The organism is Thalassospira sp. (genome assembly GCF_048059015.1).
Taxonomy (GTDB): domain Bacteria; phylum Pseudomonadota; class Alphaproteobacteria; order Rhodospirillales; family Thalassospiraceae; genus Thalassospira.
Genome location: NZ_JBLLNT010000016.1, coordinates 120,061 through 137,836, shown reverse-complemented (window position 1 = coordinate 137,836; position 17,776 = coordinate 120,061). Strand labels below are relative to the sequence as shown.

The following is a 17,776-nucleotide window of genomic DNA, read 5'->3' as shown; positions in this document are numbered from 1 at the left end:
TAAAGGTGCTTTCAGACAGGCCCGGCACAGATTTGCCCGCTCTGACTTATGCATCCCCCTTGCGGCGCTTCATCGCATCGACCACCAGACAAAGCTCTTCAAACAGAACCTGTGCAGCCACCTGCGCAGTATTTGTCGTGGCGTCATATTGCGGTGCGACTTCGACAACATCGGCGCCAACAAAATCAACCCCCTTGAGGCCGCGCAAAATCGCCAATGCCTCGCGGGATGTCAGGCCGCCAACTTCCGGCGTGCCGGTGCCCGGCGCAAAGGACGGATCAAGGCAATCAACATCAAAGGAAAGATAAACCGGGCCGTCCCCGACCACTTCGCGGGCCTTGGCAATCACCGCATCAACGCCCATTTTCGGAACGTCTTCGGCGTGAATAACGGTCATGCCGCTGTCATAGGAAAACTCCCAGATATATTCCGACGGGCCGCGAATACCGATCTGGATGGTGCGTTCGGGATCAAGCACGCCATCCATGACCGCCTCGCGGAAGGGACCACCATGATGGAAACGTGATCCGTCATATTCCCCGCAGGTATCACAATGGGCATCAAGATGGATCATGCCAACCGGACGATCCTTGCCAACGGCTTTCTGGATCGAATAGCTGATCGAATGATCGCCGCCAACCGCAATCGGAATGACACCGGCCGCGACGATCTTGTTGAAATAAGCCTCGATATCCTCGTGGCAGCTTTCAAGCGAGTAGCGGCTGCGAAACGGAACATCGCCAATATCAGTAATGCGGGCCATAGCCCCTGGCACCATGCGCAGGACATGTTCATACGGGCCGATGCGTTCGATATTGCGCACCGCACGCGGACCAAGACGCGCACCGGCACGGTTACTGACACCAAGATCCATCGGAACACCAACCAGCGCGATGTCGAGGTCTGCAAAATTGTCGCGCTCTGCTTCGGCGGCAAATGGCGCATCAAGGAAGGTCGGCACACCGGCAAACGGCCATTTGCGCCCGCCACTTTCGGAAAACTGCGATGCTGCGACTTCGCGGAAATGCGGGTCAAACATGTCCCCGCCTTTGGCATTGCGGTATTTTTCGCGCAGTTTGGCAAGTTTCTCGTCAGTGAACATAAGACCTCCTCAGCAGGCTTACCGGTCAGCCACATGGCGTGCACCGATGGCCAAATTTGTTTGATCCACCGATCAGATCAAATTGCGACGCGGGGGAAAATCACGTATTCATGAACTTTACTTTGATAATTTTCAAAGTATTGATCACTTGTGGATGGAGCCCGCCGATGATCACGGAAAAAGCCGATCTCAAGCTTTTGCGAATTTTCCTGAGCATTGTCGAAGCCGGGGGTTTTGCTGCTGCGCAAAGTGATCTCAACCTGTCACTTTCAACAATCTCAAGCTATATCACCGCGCTGGAAACACGTTTGGGCTTTACGCTGTGCAAACGCGGCCGGGGTGGTTTCGCGCTAACGGCCGAAGGTCAGGTGGTGTTTGAAGAAGCCCACCGATTATTCAAATCGGTTGCGCATTATGAAAACAAGATGCGCGCATTGCGGGACCGGTTAAGCGGCACTCTGACGATCGGACTTACCGACAACACCATCACTGATCCAAATGCCCGACGTATCGAACAGACCATCGCACGGTTCATGGAACATGCCCCGGATGTTTCTTTGAATGTTGTGACCTATCCGCCCAATGACCTGTTGCGCGAAGTGGTCACCGACAATATCCAGATCGGCATTTGCAGCTTTCCAAAAACGGTACTGGGCCTGCGCTATATCCCGCTTTATGACGAAACCCACCGGTTCTATTGCGGATCGGATCATCCGCTTTTTGCCCGCGAAGATTCGGAAATCGATATTGATGAAGTCCGGCGATATCGCCTGATCGGGCGAAAATCATGGCTTGGCCGGGATTTGAAAGAATTCGCCATCGCCCGCCCGCACGCCACGGTGACAGATATGGAGGCCGAGGCACGCCTGATCCTGTCCGGTGCGTTTCTCGGCTATTTGCCTGAACATTATGCCAGGCAGTTTGTTGAGGCCGGGCGCATGCGCATGATCCTGCCGGAACGGCTGAAAGTGGATGTCACCTTTCAGGCAAGCCTTGATGACAGCAAGCAACCCGATCCGATCACCCGGCTTTTCCTTGAAATGCTGATTGATGATTTTGCCGCCCGGCACACCTGACAGACCGACGAAAACAGCAATAGCAATATCGTCCAATACCCCCTATCTGATTGGGTCCATATTGGAGCCTGAAGCAAATGGCTCCTCGCCCACCAGCAATCGCCAGTCGCCCCCACAATGAACTGGCGAAACACAAGATAGGAAATGTCGGAAATGTCACGCCCCGGACCTGCCCAAGTTGGGCATTTCGACCCTGACACCATCAGACGTGGCGCACTTGCCTGTCTGCCCTTGCTACCCAGCACCATCATCTTTGGTGCGGTATTGGGTGTGCTTGCAGCCCAGCGCGGATTGTCGCTGGGCGAACTTCTTTTCATGAGCCTGACGGTCTTTGCCGGATCAGCACAGTTTGTCTCGGTCGATCTGTGGCGTGAAACCGTGCCCAGTGCGACGATCATCATCGCAACGGCTGTGATCAATATGCGCTATATCCTGATTGGCGCATCCCTGCGCCCGGTATTTCGCGGTCGCCCGCTCTGGGTCAAGATCACCGGCATGCATATGGTTGCTGATGAAAACTGGGCGGTATCCATGACACAGGAAAATCTCGCCAATCCGGGCTTCTTGCTTGGTGGTGGTATCTTCCTTGGTGTGGTTTGGGCAACGGGCAATATTGCAGGCTACCTTTTGGGTGGTGGCATTCCTGATCCCGAAGTTTACGCGCTTGATTTCGCCTTTACCGCGGTGTTCGCAGCCCTGACCATCGGCATGTGGAAGGGCAAAGTTGACCTGCTGCCGTGGGTGGCGGCCGCGATCGGATCGATCATTGGCCATTACACATTACCGGGCACCTGGTCGATCTTGGCCGGTGCGGGTGCGGGAGTTGTCACTGCTGCCCTTACATGGCGTCCGGATATGGATGATGACAGTCTTGAAGCCGAATTTGCGGTCGAGGGACGCGATGCCTATGCCGCGCCCGAAGGCACCCTAAGCCCGGAGGCAGGTAAATGAGCCAGTTCCCTGATCTGACATCCTTCAGCCTTGAAGCCGTTCTGACCATCCTTGGCATGGCTGCTGTGACCTATGGCATGCGCCTGGGCGGTCTTTTGATGGCCGACCGCCTGCCGCAACATGGTCGTTGGGCACATGTGCTTGAACGCCTGCCCGGTGCGGTTTTGATTTCGGTCTGGGTGCCCAGCGCCCTTTCGGCCGGTGCGATTGGCATTGCCGGTGCTGCGGCCACCGTCGTCACCATGGCCGTTGCCCGCAACCTGTTTGCCGCGATGGCAGTTGGCATGGTTCTGGTCGGTGTCGGTCGATATTTCATCGGTAGCTAAGGCCTACGATTTCCCAAACAAAAAGCCGCCCTGTTCTGGGCGGCTTTTTCCGTCTCGGTTTGCAGCAAATATTTACGCCGCAACCATGTTTTGTTCGCGGGTAGCTTCGAACTTAAGGTTCGGCCAGTCGCTTTGGGTCGTATCAAGATGCCAGGCGTTACGCGCGATAAAGACGAGCGTTTCGTCATGGTCCTCAAACAGTGCGGACTGGTTGGTATCGCGGAATTTCTTGATTTCCAGCGGATCACCAACAACCCAGCGCGCGGCATAGGCCGGGGTCTGTTCGAAATGAACCTTGATGCCATATTCAGCCGAAATACGTTCTTTCAGAACCTCGAACTGAAGCTGACCAACCACACCAACGATCCAGTCGGCACCCATCATCGGTTTGAAAACCTGTGATGCGCCTTCTTCGGCAAGCTGTTCCAGCGCGCGCTGAAGATGCTTGCCCTTCAGCGGATCATCAAGGCGCACCTTCTGCAGCAATTCCGGTGCAAAGGCCGGAACACCACGGAAGCGAAGGTCTTCGCCCTCGGTCAGGGTATCACCAATACGTAGCGTCCCGTGGTTCGGGATGCCGATAATGTCGCCCGGCCATGCTTCTTCGGCGATGTCACGTTCATTGGCAAAGAACAGCATCGGGTTATGCACCGCCATCTGTTTGCCTGCACGCACATGCTTAAGCTTCATGCCACGTTTGAAATGGCCCGAGCACAGACGAATAAACGCAATACGGTCACGATGGTTCGGGTCAATGTTGGCCTGCACCTTGAAGACAAAACCAGCAACCTTTGACTCGACCGCTTCGACCAGACGCGTTGCCGCTTCCTGCGGGCGCGGGGTCGGTGCGATATCACCAATACCGCGCAGCAATTCACGCACGCCAAAGTTATTAACTGCTGAGCCAAAGAAGACCGGCGTCAGATGACCTTCGCGATAGCTTTGCAGATCAAATGGCGGGCAGATTTCGCGCACCATTTCGACTTCTTCGCGAAGCTTCTCGAGAAGGTAATCCGGGATCAGCTCATCAAGCTTGGGATCATCTAATCCTTTGATCGGAATGGCTTCCTTGACGATATTGCCGCCTTTTTCCATGAACAGAAGCTGATCATTGACCAGATCATAACAACCATGGAAATCACGGCCCGAGCCGATCGGCCAAGTCACCGGCGATACATCAAGGGCAAGGTCCTGTTCGATCTGATCAATCAGTTCGAACGAATCACGGGCTTCACGGTCAAGCTTGTTAACGAACGTCGTGATCGGCACGTCACGCAGACGACAGACCTCAAACAGCTTGCGCGTCTGGGCCTCGATGCCCTTTGCACCGTCAATCACCATCACGGCGGAATCAACGGCGGTCAGCACGCGATAGGTATCTTCGGAAAAGTCTTCGTGGCCCGGCGTATCAAGCAGGTTGAAGATGTTTTCTTCAAACTCGAACGTCATGACAGCGGATGACACGGAAATACCGCGATCCTGCTCGATCTTCATGAAGTCCGAACGCGCGCCCTTTTGTTCCTTTTTCGCCTTCACCGCACCAGCCATCTGGATGGCACCCCCGAAAAGAAGCAGTTTTTCGGTCAGGGTGGTTTTACCCGCATCCGGGTGGGCAATGATGGCGAAGGTACGGCGACGCGATACCTGCTGGTCAATCATCGACATGGTTATCAACTTTAATCCGATATGAATTTCTTGGCGCGCAATGTAGCGATTTTTGCCGCTATTGCCACCGTGAATTCGTCATATCGGGCATGTAGAACCCCAATCAACCCAGCCAAACCTGCGAAGTCACCCCGATTGCAAACGATCCAACCAGCGCATAGGCCAGATAAAGGGCAAAAACCGGCCGCTTAACCAACGCAAAGACCGCAATTGCCGCCGGGATGGATGAAACCCCGCCCGCAACCAAAAACGCCATCGCCGCCCCTGATTGCATACCCTGCGATATCAGGCCTTCCATAATCGGAAGGGCCGCATAACCATTCAAATAAGCCGGAACGCCAACAATGGTGGCAATCGCAATCGGCGCAATGCCGGTACCGCCCAAAAGACCGCTGACACTTTCCGCGGGGACATAGGCCACCATCAGGCTTTCGAGCAAAAAGGCAAAAGCCATCCATTTTCCAAGGAAGATCACGTTGGCGATCCCTGAGGTGCGGAACTTGGTGATACGGTCCGGCTCCTGCCAGAACTTCCAGACGACATCCTTGGGCGCACGGACCTTCGCCCCACCGCATCCACCATTGCCAACACCTTCGCGCAGCGGATCAGATAGGAAACCGCGCCCAACCAGCCACATGGTGACAAACCCGCCCATCAGACCAAGTGCAATCGCGGCAATCATCTTGATCACGGCAAAATCGGTTCCAAGTGTCCCGGCTGTCAGGACAAACATTGCCGGATCAATCACAGGGGATGCCAACCAAAACGCCATAACCGGCGCCAATGGAACCCCCATCGCCAGCAAGGCCGCAATCAACGGGATGACCCCGCAGGAACAAAATGGTGACAGCGCGCCAAAGGCCGCAGCGGTAAACACCATACGCACCGGGTGCCCTGCAAAGGCACGCGATATCAGGTTATCCGCCCCGCTTGCCGTCGCATAAGCAGCAATCGCAATCGACAAAGCCAAATAGGGCGCGGTACCCGCAAAGGCCTCAAGCGTAAAGACCATGCTTGGTGCCAACTGCCCCGGATCAAACAGATAGACAGCCAGCAAGATGGCGATGAATGCCAACAGAACCCGATCAATCTGGCGGGCTGAAACACCAATCCGGCGAAGTTGCATTGTCAGGGCAGTCATATCTATATCCCTAGAATTATAGTTATATTTAATCAAATGAAAGGCAGCCTCACGCTGCCGTTTCAGGCTCCTTGCCCGCTTGAGCCGCAGGTACAGCATCAAGATCGACACCGCTGCAACATTCATCGGCAATGAAGCCTGCCATTTTACGCATCACGTCAAAGTCCGCGCGGTTACGAGTTTCACGCCCATGTTTTTCCTGCGCAACCAATCCGGCTTGCACCAAAGTTCCCAGATGATGGGCCAAGGTCGATGCCGGAAGATCAAGCAACCGGCCAATATCGCCAATATTAAGCCCATCATCGCCGGCCTTGACCAGCAGGCGATAGATCTTCAATCGGGCTTCATGCCCCAGGGCCGCAAAGGCCGGTGCGATGTCTTTTTCTTTCATACGATCAATATAACTATATTTCTAGTTATTTAAAGTAAATTCATCAATTAACGATCAGGTCATTGATTTAAAATAATAATTCCAACCCACAAGATTCTTCACCCCCCCTGAAACACAATTGTCACTTGCCAATCACCACATATGTCGATAATTCCCGACATATGGACACAAATAACGCAATCACAGCACTTGCTGCTTTGGCACAGGAACACAGACTGGCGGCTTTTCGTATGCTGGCAGCGGTCGGAGAAACCGGCATGCCCGCAGGCGAACTGGCCCGTCAAATCGGGATTCCGCACAACACAATGTCGTCGCATCTGGCAACATTGAGCAATGCGGGCCTGATCACGGCAACACGCGACGGACGATCGATGATTTACCGGATCGTGCCGGAAGTGATGCGCGATCTGTTGGGTTTTCTGACCGATGATTGCTGCCAAGGACGCCCGGAGCTTTGCGGGATTGTGCCTGCAATTGACAAGAGCTGCTGTTAGTTCGAACCACCCCAATCAAAGGACGCGATGTCATGTCTGGTGGGACCTATAACGTGCTTTTCCTGTGCCGAGCCAATTCCGCACGCAGCATTCTGGCCGAGGCAATCCTGCGCAAGGAAGGCCACGATCATTTCTTTGGTTATAGTGCCGGGTCTTATCCGCGCGGCGAAATCCATCCCTATACGGCAGAGCTTCTCATAAGCCTTGGCCATGACGTTGCGGATTTTTCATCCAAACCGATGGAAACCTATGCGCTTCAGGATGAAATCAAATTCGACTTCGTCTTTTCGGTTTGCGATGCCACCGCGAATGAAGACTGCCCGATCTTTCCAGGCTCCCCCTTGACCGCAAACTGGGGTGTGCCCGATCCGGCAAGCGTTGATAGCACAGCTGCGCAAAAGCGTCTGGCCTTTGCCGATACCTATCGCATGCTCCGCAACCGGATTTCGATTTTCAAAAGCCTGCCCTTCAAATCACTGGATCGCCTGTCATTGCAGGCTGAACTTGATCGGATCGGCAAAGAACAGATGCTGGATTACGCATGACCGAGAAGAACGATGCCCCCATGAGCCTGTTTGAACGCTATCTGACCGTCTGGGTTGCCGCCAGCATCGTGGTTGGCATCATCTTGGGTGAGCTTTTCCCGGCTCTATTTCAGGCGATTGGCAATCTGACGGCGTATGAGATCAACCTGCCGGTCACCATTCTGATCTGGCTGATGATTGTGCCGATGCTGATGAAGGTGGATTTTGCCGCCCTGCATGAAGTGCGCCGTCAATGGCGTGGCATCGGGGTGACGCTTGGTGTGAACTGGCTGATCAAACCCTTTACTATGGCGGCCCTTGGCTGGCTGTTTATCGGTTTTTTGTTCCGACCTCTTTTGCCCGAAGCCCAAATTGAAAGCTATATCGCGGGATTGATTTTGCTGGGTGCCGCACCCTGCACGGCGATGGTGTTTGTCTGGTCGCATCTAACCAAGGGTGATGCGAATTTCACCCTGACGCAGGTGGCACTGAACGACACGATCATGATTTTTGCCTTCGCTCCGATTGTCGCATTGCTTTTGGGCATTTCGGCAATCACCATTCCTTGGGAAACGCTGACGATTTCGGTCGTGGCTTTTATCGTGATCCCGGTGATTGCCGGGCAGGCCATCCGTGGCTGGCTGATGAAGGGCGGGCTTGATCACTTCAACGCCTTTGACGCCAAGGTCAAACCGCTTTCCATGATCGCGTTGCTCAGCACACTTGTTTTGCTGTTTGCCTTTCAGGGGCAGCAAATCATTGCCCAGCCGGTAATCATTGCGCTTCTGGCTATGCCGATCATTTTGCAGACCTATTTCATTGCCGCCATTGCCTATGTCGCCAACAAGTTCCTGGGTGTTGAGCATCGCATTGCCGCGCCCTCGGCCATGATTGGCGCATCGAATTTCTTTGAGCTGGCCGTTGCCACCGCCATTGGCCTGTTTGGATTTTCATCAGGGGCGGCACTTGCAACCGTTGTCGGCGTATTGGTCGAAGTTCCGGTGATGCTGTCCCTTGTTGCCATCGCCAACCGATCACGAAACTGGTTTGGAACACCCAACGCCCCATCACACTAAATCCAACATCCAGACCCATTTGACGTACAGGTTTCAGGTTAGCGATATGAACAAGAAATTCCGCATTGGCATTAATGGTTTCGGGCGCATGGGCCGGTTGGTTTTGCGCGCCGGTTGGGGCCACCCGAACCTTGAATTTGTCCATATCAACGAAATCAAGGGTGGCGCAAAAACTGCGGCCCACCTTCTGGAATTTGATTCCGTTCATGGCCGCTGGACCAATCGGGTCGATTGTATTGATGACCATGTGGTGATCGATCAAACGCACAAAATCAGTTTTAGCGACAATGCAACGCCGGGCGAAACCGATTGGGTATCGTTTGGCTGCGACATTGTTTTGGAATGCACCGGCAAATTCAAAACGCCTGAAACGCTGCAGCCCTATTTCGATCAGGGTGTTAAAAAGGTCATCGTCGCAGCCCCGGTCAAGGAAGGTGCGCTTAATATCGTCTACGGGATCAATGACGATCTTTATGACCCGGCGCAGCATGACCTTCTGACGGCAGCAAGCTGCACCACAAACTGCTTGGCCCCGGTGGTCAAGGTCATACATGAAAAACTTGGCATCGTGCATGGCTCCATCACCACGATCCATGATGTGACCAACACACAGACGATTGTCGATTTGCCGCATAGCGATTTGCGCCGCGCGCGGTCCTGCCTGCAATCGCTGATCCCGACCAGCACGGGTTCCGCGACCGCGATTACGATGATTTACCCGGAATTGAAGGGCAAATTGAACGGCATTGCCGTGCGTGTGCCGCTGCTTAATGCGTCACTGACTGATTGCGTGTTTGAGGTCGCCCGCGACACGGATGTTGAAACCGTCAATAGTCTGATGCGCGAGGCATCAGAAACCTATCTTGCCGGTATTCTCGGTTATGAAGAACGTCCGCTTGTCAGTGCGGATTACCTAAATGACAGCCGCTCTTCGATCATTGATGCCGGATCGACCATGGTGATCGACAAACGCCAGGTCAAAGTTCTGGCCTGGTACGACAATGAATGGGGTTATGTCTGCCGCATGGCGGATCTGACCGCCAAAGTCGCACAAAGCCTGTTGGGGGCATAGCATGTCATCAGCAATCCGCAATTATGCGCTGGTCACCGGGGCCTATTGGGGTTTCACCCTGACCGACGGGGCCTTGCGCATGCTTGTGCTGCTGCATTTTCATGCGCTGGGTTACTCGGCGTTTGAAATCGCACTTTTGTTCATCCTGTATGAATTTGCAGGCATCGTCACCAATCTGGTTGGCGGCTGGCTTGCACAGGCACGCGGATTGCGCTTTACCCTCTTTGCCGGATTGATCCTTCAGATCGGATCGCTTTCGGCCCTGTCCCTGACCAACCCCGATTGGCTTCCGGCAATTTCGGTTGCCTATGTCATGGGACTTCAGGCCGCATCGGGCGTCGCCAAAGACCTGACCAAAATGTCGAGCAAATCGGCCATCAAGGTTCTGGTTCCCGCCGATGCCGAAGGTGCCCTGTTCCGTTGGGTCGCACTTTTGACCGGATCAAAGAACGCGCTTAAGGGGATCGGCTTTTTCATGGGCGGCGCATTGCTGTCATGGCTGGGTTTTTCCGGTGCGTTGCTGGCAATGGCAGCGGGATTGGCTCTCACCCTGATTGCAGTCGCAGTATCGCTGGGCAATGCCATGAGCGGCCCTGCGAGCAAAGCCAAGCCGAAATTCCACGAGGTTTTTTCACGCGATCGCAAGATCAACATTCTATCGGCTGCCCGCCTGTTTTTGTTTGGCTCGCGCGATATCTGGTTTGTGGTTGGTCTTCCGGTGTTTCTGGCATCCGAACTTGGCTGGGGCCATGTTGAGGTCGGCACATACATGGCCGCCTGGGTCATCGGCTATGGCTTCATTCAGGCCATCGCGCCGAAAATGTTGCGTGCGGGATCTCGCGAACCTGATGGCCGCACTGCGCAATTCTGGCTGGTCGCACTGATTGCCGTGACCACCGCAATCGCTGCTGCCATCACGCAGGACATTTCACCGCAACTTGCAGTTCTGGGTGGTTTATCGGTGTTCGGGATTGTGTTTGCGGTAAATTCATCGCTGCATTCCTATTTGATCCTTGCCTATGCAGATGGGGATAAGGTCGCGATGAATGTGGGGTTTTATTACATGTCCAACGCCATCGGGCGGCTTTCGGGTACAATCCTGTCAGGGATCACGTATCTGTATGGCGGGCTGGTTGGGTGCCTTGTGACATCGATTGCATTTTTGACCATCAGCTGGATCATCAGTGCCGCCCTTCCATCACGCGAAACAGCCACACCGCAGAGTTGAACAAAAAAGCTCCTTCGCAGATGCGGGATAAATATCTGAAAAAACTCATTTTCCAAATTCATGAAAATTTCATCGCGTAAAAACCCGTGACAAGACACTGCATATGGGGGTACGATTCCAGATAACGGTCAATCACTTGACCTTAGGAGGGGTTCCCGAGTGCCGCGAAAAAGCGTCTTACAACGAGAATTTTCGCCCCCCGGATCGCACATGCAACATGTTGTGACCGGCGGAAACTCCTACCGCCACTTCCATCGCAAGATGAAAATTGAATGCGCGCCTTTCCATGACGGAATGGCGCGTTTTGCTTTTTTGGCACATTTGATGAGGTGATCGTCATGGGTAAGCGCGCAGCACGCCGTCGTAATCGTCCGCAACAGTCCGACAACAATGTCCACGAACTGTTTGATGAAAAAAACGCTGACTGGCATCCGCTTCAAGGGGAAGCCGCAGAACAGAAAGGCCCCCGCGATCAAAGCTACCGCCGCAACATCCGCCCGAAAAGTGAAAACCAGGCTGCATTGATGGAGGCCATCGACGCCTTCAACCTTATTCTGGCGCTCGGCCCGGCCGGAACAGGTAAAACCTATATCGCCGTATCTAAAGCCGTCGAAGCCCTTGATAAGGGTGACATCGGCCGCATCGTTCTGGCCCGCCCGGCCGTTGAAGCCGGCGAGAATATCGGTTTCCTGCCAGGCGATGTCGAAGCCAAGATGGCCCCGTATCTTCGCCCGCTTTATGATGCCCTTAATGATCGCCTCGGAACCAAACGTCTGCGCACCTATCTTTCCGATGGCACCATCGAAATTGCACCAATCGGCTATATGCGTGGCCGCACGCTGAACAATGCCTTTGTCGTCATCGACGAAGCGCAAAACTGCACCTACGGACAGCTCAAGATGCTGGTCACCCGCCTTGGCTGGAACTCCACCATGATCCTGACCGGTGACCCGGACCAGACAGACCTTCTGCCGGAAATGTCCGGCCTGTCGGAAATGTCCGAACGCCTTGAAAATGTCGAAGACGTCGCCTGTGTTCAGCTGCGTGACAAGGACATCGTCCGTCACCCGCTGGTCGCAAGCATGCTGACCGTTCTCTGACACGACCTTTCAGGTCCGACACGGCAAACCAAAGAAGAAAAAGGCGGGTCTTTCGGGACCCGCCTTTCGCGTTTAGTCGTTTGCATCTACCTGCATATAAAGATCACCGCCATCGCGATACTTATCAGCCATCGCAGCCATGCCTTCCTTTTGCACATCGGCACGGATTTCGTGCGATATCCGCATCGAACAGAATTTCGGCCCACACATCGAACAGAAATGCGCCACCTTGTGGGCTTCCTTGGGCAGGGTCTGATCGTGGAAGGATCGCGCGGTTTCGGGATCAAGCGACAGGTTGAACTGATCTTCCCAACGGAATTCAAACCGGGCACGCGAAAGCGCATCGTCACGCGCCTGTGCTGCCGGATGTCCCTTCGCCAAATCGGCGGCGTGTGCGGCGATCTTATAGGTAATCACCCCGGTTTTGACATCATCACGATCGGGCAGACCAAGATGCTCTTTGGGCGTGACGTAACACAGCATCGCCGTGCCGAACCATCCAATCATCGCCGCCCCAATACCAGACGTGATGTGATCGTAACCCGGTGCGATATCCGTCGTTAGCGGGCCTAGCGTATAGAACGGCGCTTCGCCACAGACCGCCAATTGCTTGTCCATATTTTCGCGGATTTTGTGCATCGGCACATGACCGGGCCCTTCGATCATGACCTGACAATCCTTGGCCCAGGCGATCTGGGTCAGCTCGCCAAGGGTTTCAAGTTCGGCAAACTGGGCGGCATCATTGGCATCGGCAATTGACCCGGGCCGCAATCCATCGCCCAGCGAGAACGACACGTCATACATCCGGCAGATGTCACAAATCTCGGCGAAATGCTCATAAAGGAAACTTTCGCGGTGATGATGCAGGCACCATTTGGCCATGATCGACCCACCGCGCGATACAATCCCGGTGACCCGATGAACCGTCAGCGGGATGTGGTGCAAACGCAATCCGGCATGAATGGTGAAGTAGTCAACGCCCTGTTCAGCCTGCTCGATCAGGGTGTCGCGGAAAACCTCCCATGTCAGGTCTTCGGCAATCCCACCAACTTTTTCTAAAGCCTGATAGATCGGCACCGTGCCGATTGGCACCGGGGAATTGCGAATGATCCAGTCACGAATATTGTGGATATTGCGCCCGGTCGACAGATCCATGACGGTATCGGCCCCCCACCGGGTTGCCCAGACCATCTTTTCAACCTCTTCCCCCATCGACGATGTCACTGCCGAATTACCGATATTGGCGTTGATCTTGACCAGAAAATTGCGGCCAATGATCATGGGTTCGGCTTCGGGATGGTTGATATTGGCCGGGATCACGGCACGCCCACGGGCCACTTCATCACGAACGAACTCTGGCGTGACATTATCGGGGATGACTGCCCCGAACGCCTCGCCATCACGCTTTGCATTCGCCCGCAATTCGGCACGGCCCATATTTTCGCGGATCGCGACATATTCCATTTCAGCAGTAACGATGCCTGCCCTGGCATAGGCAAGCTGCGTGACCGCTTGACCATCGGTTGCGCGTAAGGGTGCGTGATGATCGGGGAAAACCGGAACAGCATGGCTATCACTTTCAACAAAACCATTGTCTTCGGGTTTGATTGCGCGTCCGGCATATCGTTCGGTGTCACCGCGCCCGGCAATCCAGTTGCGCCGAATTCTCGGCAATCCCTTGGCGATGTCGATTTCAATATCTGGATCGGTATAGGGACCCGATGGATCATACACCTTCAACGGTGGCTCCCCGGCTGTGGGATGGACCGAGATTTCACGCATCGGCACGCGAATATCAGGATGCAGCGATCCAGAAATATGGATCTTGCGCGATGCGGGCAATGGCCCGGTGGTGACATCGGATGTAGAAATTTTGACAGACATAAAAGGTCCCTTTGCAGTCAAAGCAATGGAGACCCAGTTCTGCGAAAGGCATGTGATGAGGGGGGCTGACATTATGGTGAAAATTCACCCGCACCAGACGGATCAAGCCCATCAGGAACACGTGAATATGCCAGCCTCTGCACCATCCCTACGCCAGTATGAACTGGATCAGGTTCAATGGGTCACTGCGCTGCATCGCCAGCAGTATCTCAGCCCCTTGTCGGGGCTCCCCAGGTGATCAATTGCAAGGTTGCAAGTTAAAGAGGTGATGTCAATTCCTGTCACCAGTAGTGGTCGACCAAACACATCCACATTTTTTTAACCTGCCTGAAACGAACACCGCAAAAGGCTTCCAGGCCGATCACACCTGCGCCCAAACTCCGTCAAGAAAACATATATGTTGACGAAAAATACACATCAACCCCAATATATGGGCATCACGGTCCTTCGAAGTGATCCTTTTTCATCTCGAAGGCTAAGAGGGAATTCGGTGCGTTTTGCATATGCAAGGCAATGCCGAAGCTGCCCCCGCAACTGTAAGCGGTGAGCTTGCATCCAGAAATGGTCACTGAAACGATCAGCGTTTCGGGAAGGCCGGATGAAGCATCGACCCGCAAGCCAGGAGACCTGCCGTGAGCGAACTTAACATTCACGGGCGGGGTGTCCCGGTGGAGTGCTTGTGATGTGGCATCAACCTGCCACCCATCCCTGCATACCTCCGTTTGGCCTTTGCCCCCATTTATTGGGGCTTACGATGTCAGCTACTCTTCAAATGGAACGGCCTGCCGTTTCTGATCCCACAACACTCCCTCAATCCGGCTATCAGGTCATTCGACGCAACGGGTCGGTCACCGACTTTGATCCTGCCAAAATCAAAGCTGCCCTGACCAAGGCCTTCTTGGCAGCAGAGGGCGAAACAGCATCCGGGTCACATCGCGTACATGACATTGTCGATGACTTGGCCGAACAAGTCACAGTAACTCTTCTGCGCCGCGTTACACCGGGCCATACCCTTCAGATCGAAGATATTCAGGATCAGGTTGAATTGGCTCTGATGCGCAGCGAACACCACAAGGTCGCGCGCGCCTATGTCCTGTATCGCGAGGACCGCGCACGCGAACGCGCCAAACTTGATGCACGAAAGAAGAAGATCGACGCACCAGAGCTATCCGTCACCCTGCCCGATGGCAGCAAAAGCCCGCTTGATTTTGATCGCCTTGCCACCGTCATCTCGGAGGCCTGCGGTGATCTTGAAGGTGTTTCCCCAACCCCGATCATGGATGAAACGCGCCGCAATCTTTATGACGGCGTCACATTGGGCGAGCTTGCCTTGGCCCCGATCATGGCGGCCCGAACGCTGGTTGAACGCGAACCGAATTATGCATTTGTCAGTGCGCGCCTGCTGCTTGATAAACTGCGTGCCGAAGCACTGAGTTTTGTTTCTGGTCGTCCGGAACAGGCGACCCAAGCCGAGATGGAAGATCGGTACGCCACCTACTTTCCCGCCGCCCTTAAAGTAGGGATCGAAGCCGGGCTGATCGACGGCGAACTCGCGAAGTTCGATCTGAAAAAGATCGCTTCTGCGATCAAGCCGGAACGTGATCTGAACTTCCAGTATCTGGGTCTTCAGACGTTGTATGATCGCTATTTCCTGCATGTCAAAGGATCGCGCTTTGAGTTGCCGCAGGCCTTCTTCATGCGCGTTGCCATGGGTCTTGCCATCCGCGAAATCGACCGCGAGGCCAAGGCGATCGAATTTTATGATCAGCTTTCGACCTTTCTGTTCATGGCATCGACCCCGACGCTGTTTAATTCTGGCACCTGCCGCCCACAGCTTTCATCCTGCTTCTTGACCACCGTTCCAGATGACCTTGATGGCATCTTTAAATCGGTCAAGGACAACGCGTTGCTTGCAAAATATTCCGGCGGACTTGGCAATGACTGGACGCCGGTGCGTGGCCTTGGCGCGCATATCAAAGGCACCAATGGCCAAAGTCAGGGCGTGGTGCCGTTCCTCAAAGTCGCCAATGATACGGCAATTGCGGTTAATCAGGGTGGCAAGCGCAAGGGTGCTGTCTGTGCCTATCTCGAAACCTGGCATATCGACATCGAAGAGTTCCTTGATCTGCGCAAAAACACCGGTGACGACCGCCGCCGTACGCACGATATGAACACGGCCAACTGGGTTCCGGATCTGTTCATGGAACGCGTCATGGCCGATGGCCCCTGGACGCTATTTTCCCCCGACGATACGCCAGACCTGCACGACCTGTATGGCGCGAAGTTCAAGGCTGCTTACGAGGCCTATGAAGCCAAGGCCAATAGCGGGCAAATCGCAAACTTCAAAACTGTGCGTGCCGTTGATCTGTGGCGGCGCATGCTGACCATGCTGTTTGAAACCGGTCATCCATGGATCACGTTCAAGGACCCATGCAACATCAGATCCCCGCAACAGCATCGCGGTGTTGTGCATTCATCGAACCTGTGCTCGGAAATCACGCTGAACACTTCGGCTGATGAAGTTGCTGTATGTAACCTTGGTTCGATCAATCTTCTGGCTCATGTCACCGAAAACGGCATTGACCATGACAAGCTGGCAAAGACGGTTAAAACCGCAATGCGCATGCTTGATAACGTGATTGATATCAACTTCTACACCATCCCCGAAGCGCGTTATTCCAATATGCGTCACCGTCCGGTTGGGCTTGGTCTGATGGGGTTTCAGGATGCGTTGCAGAAACTGAAAATCGCTTATGCATCCGATAACGCCATCAGCTTTGCCGATGAAAGCATGGAAGCCATTTCCTTCCACGCCATTTCCGCATCTGTCGATTTGGCTGCCGAACGTGGCCGTTATGAAAGCTTCGACGGATCGCTTTGGTCCAAAGGCATCCTTCCGATCAATTCTCTCGAACTGCTTGCCAACGAACGCACCGAGTTCAATGTTGATCGCACACAACGTCTTGATTGGGATGACCTGCGCGAACGCGTCAAAACCATTGGCATGCGCAACTCCAACACCATGGCGATTGCCCCAACCGCGACCATCTCGAACATTTGCGGCGTCAGCCAATCGATTGAACCGGCCTATCGCAACCTGTTTGTGAAATCGAACATGTCGGGTGATTTCACGGTGGTGAATGCGGCCCTTGTCCGTGACCTCAAAGCACGCGGAATCTGGGATGAAGTCATGATCTCGGATCTTAAATATTACGATGGCAGCATCGGCCAGATCGACCGCATTCCAGATGATCTCAAGGCGCTTTATGCCACGGCGTTTGAGCTGGATTCTTCCTGGTTGATCGAAGCCGCATCCCGTCGTCAGAAATGGCTCGATCAGGCGCAATCACTGAACCTTTATATCGCCAATCCATCGGGCAAGAAGCTTGATGATCTTTATCGTCTGGCATGGTTACGCGGTCTTAAGACCACCTATTACCTTCGATCCAGTGCTGCCACCCATGTCGAAAAATCGACATTGAAAGGCACCGATGGTCGCCTCAATGCCGTTGCCAATGCCCCAACAGCTATCTCGACATCGGCCACAAACATCCCCTCACCCACCAGCGTATCTGACACCCCAATCGCCAATCGTCCCTCTGCCGTGATCGCGACTGCCCCACAGTCCACTGCGGCACAAGCCGATGCCATCACCAGCGGAGAAGTCTGGGGCAAAGCCTGCGCCCTTGATGATCCGGATTGTGAAGCCTGCCAGTAACAAGAAAACAGGAACAAAATCATGCTTG

The 17,776-nt window shown here is 54.3% G+C and carries 15 protein-coding genes and 2 riboswitches; of the genes, 10 read left to right on the top strand and 5 right to left on the bottom strand.

Annotated features, from left to right (window positions below):
- Nucleotides 1-46: 46 nt before the first annotated feature.
- Nucleotides 47-1,102: an agmatinase gene (speB, locus tag ACMZ66_RS19270; protein WP_416939717.1), complete on the bottom strand. Its 1,056-nt coding sequence runs from the start codon at nt 1,100-1,102 to the stop codon at nt 47-49.
- Between the two features lie 167 nt (nt 1,103-1,269).
- Here speB and ACMZ66_RS19265 point away from each other — a divergent pair, with 167 nt between their 5' ends.
- The 3 genes from ACMZ66_RS19265 to ACMZ66_RS19255 all read left to right on the top strand — a co-directional run bounded on the left by ACMZ66_RS19265 (nt 1,270) and on the right by ACMZ66_RS19255 (nt 3,455).
- Entirely contained in the window at nt 1,270-2,178 is a 909-nt protein-coding gene (locus tag ACMZ66_RS19265) for a LysR family transcriptional regulator (RefSeq protein ID WP_416939715.1), read from the top strand.
- A gap of 153 nt (nt 2,179-2,331) precedes the next feature.
- Entirely contained in the window at nt 2,332-3,129 is a 798-nt protein-coding gene (locus ACMZ66_RS19260) for an AzlC family ABC transporter permease (protein WP_416939714.1), read from the top strand.
- Nucleotides 3,126-3,455, top strand: coding sequence for an AzlD family protein (locus tag ACMZ66_RS19255; protein ID WP_416939712.1), 330 nt, complete (start codon nt 3,126-3,128; stop codon nt 3,453-3,455). The genes ACMZ66_RS19260 and ACMZ66_RS19255 overlap by 4 nt, the downstream gene beginning before the upstream one ends.
- A 72-nt stretch (nt 3,456-3,527) precedes the next feature.
- Here ACMZ66_RS19255 and ACMZ66_RS19250 read toward each other — a convergent pair whose 3' ends face one another.
- From ACMZ66_RS19250 to ACMZ66_RS19240, 3 genes are all read right to left on the bottom strand, one after another.
- Complete coding sequence (locus tag ACMZ66_RS19250; RefSeq protein WP_416939711.1) at nt 3,528-5,120, bottom strand: peptide chain release factor 3; 1,593 nt, start codon at nt 5,118-5,120, stop codon at nt 3,528-3,530.
- 103 nt (nt 5,121-5,223) lie between these two features.
- Nucleotides 5,224-6,261, bottom strand: a complete 1,038-nt coding sequence (locus ACMZ66_RS19245) for a permease (RefSeq protein WP_416939710.1) — start codon at nt 6,259-6,261, stop codon at nt 5,224-5,226.
- 49 nt (nt 6,262-6,310) lie between these two features.
- Nucleotides 6,311-6,652 carry an ArsR/SmtB family transcription factor gene (locus tag ACMZ66_RS19240; RefSeq protein ID WP_416939708.1) on the bottom strand — a complete coding sequence of 114 codons (342 nt, stop codon included), beginning with the start codon at nt 6,650-6,652 and terminating at the stop codon, nt 6,311-6,313.
- Between the two features lie 161 nt (nt 6,653-6,813).
- On the opposite strand from ACMZ66_RS19240, the gene ACMZ66_RS19235 reads away from it, so the two are divergent.
- The 6 genes from ACMZ66_RS19235 to ACMZ66_RS19210 all read left to right on the top strand — a co-directional run bounded on the left by ACMZ66_RS19235 (nt 6,814) and on the right by ACMZ66_RS19210 (nt 12,146).
- A complete protein-coding gene (locus ACMZ66_RS19235; RefSeq protein ID WP_416939706.1) occupies nt 6,814-7,146 on the top strand; it encodes an ArsR/SmtB family transcription factor in 333 nt (110 codons plus the stop codon).
- A 32-nt stretch (nt 7,147-7,178) separates the two neighbouring features.
- Nucleotides 7,179-7,691: an arsenate reductase ArsC gene (locus ACMZ66_RS19230; protein ID WP_416939704.1), complete on the top strand. Its 513-nt coding sequence runs from the start codon at nt 7,179-7,181 to the stop codon at nt 7,689-7,691.
- A gap of 20 nt (nt 7,692-7,711) precedes the next feature.
- Nucleotides 7,712-8,746: an ACR3 family arsenite efflux transporter gene (gene arsB / locus ACMZ66_RS19225; protein WP_416939745.1), complete on the top strand. Its 1,035-nt coding sequence runs from the start codon at nt 7,712-7,714 to the stop codon at nt 8,744-8,746.
- Nucleotides 8,747-8,792: 46 nt separating this feature from the next.
- Complete coding sequence (locus tag ACMZ66_RS19220; protein ID WP_416939703.1) at nt 8,793-9,818, top strand: ArsJ-associated glyceraldehyde-3-phosphate dehydrogenase; 1,026 nt, start codon at nt 8,793-8,795, stop codon at nt 9,816-9,818.
- Nucleotide 9,819: 1 nt separating this feature from the next.
- Nucleotides 9,820-11,046, top strand: coding sequence for an organoarsenical effux MFS transporter ArsJ (gene arsJ, locus ACMZ66_RS19215; protein WP_416939701.1), 1,227 nt, complete (start codon nt 9,820-9,822; stop codon nt 11,044-11,046).
- A 338-nt stretch (nt 11,047-11,384) separates the two neighbouring features.
- The gene (locus ACMZ66_RS19210) at nt 11,385-12,146 is read left to right on the top strand and encodes a PhoH family protein (RefSeq protein ID WP_416939699.1); all 762 of its coding nucleotides are present in this window, start codon (nt 11,385-11,387) and stop codon (nt 12,144-12,146) included.
- A gap of 72 nt (nt 12,147-12,218) precedes the next feature.
- On the opposite strand, the gene thiC is transcribed toward ACMZ66_RS19210, so the two are convergent.
- Nucleotides 12,219-14,030 carry a phosphomethylpyrimidine synthase ThiC gene (gene thiC / locus ACMZ66_RS19205; protein ID WP_416939698.1) on the bottom strand — a complete coding sequence of 604 codons (1,812 nt, stop codon included), beginning with the start codon at nt 14,028-14,030 and terminating at the stop codon, nt 12,219-12,221.
- 127 nt (nt 14,031-14,157) lie between these two features.
- A riboswitch (TPP riboswitch) is annotated at nt 14,158-14,273 on the bottom strand.
- 180 nt (nt 14,274-14,453) lie between these two features.
- Nucleotides 14,454-14,680: riboswitch (cobalamin riboswitch) on the top strand.
- A gap of 104 nt (nt 14,681-14,784) precedes the next feature.
- Between thiC and ACMZ66_RS19200 the strand changes: the two genes are divergently transcribed.
- The gene (locus ACMZ66_RS19200) at nt 14,785-17,748 is read left to right on the top strand and encodes a ribonucleoside-diphosphate reductase subunit alpha (protein ID WP_416939696.1); all 2,964 of its coding nucleotides are present in this window, start codon (nt 14,785-14,787) and stop codon (nt 17,746-17,748) included.
- Nucleotides 17,749-17,776 lie beyond the last annotated feature (28 nt).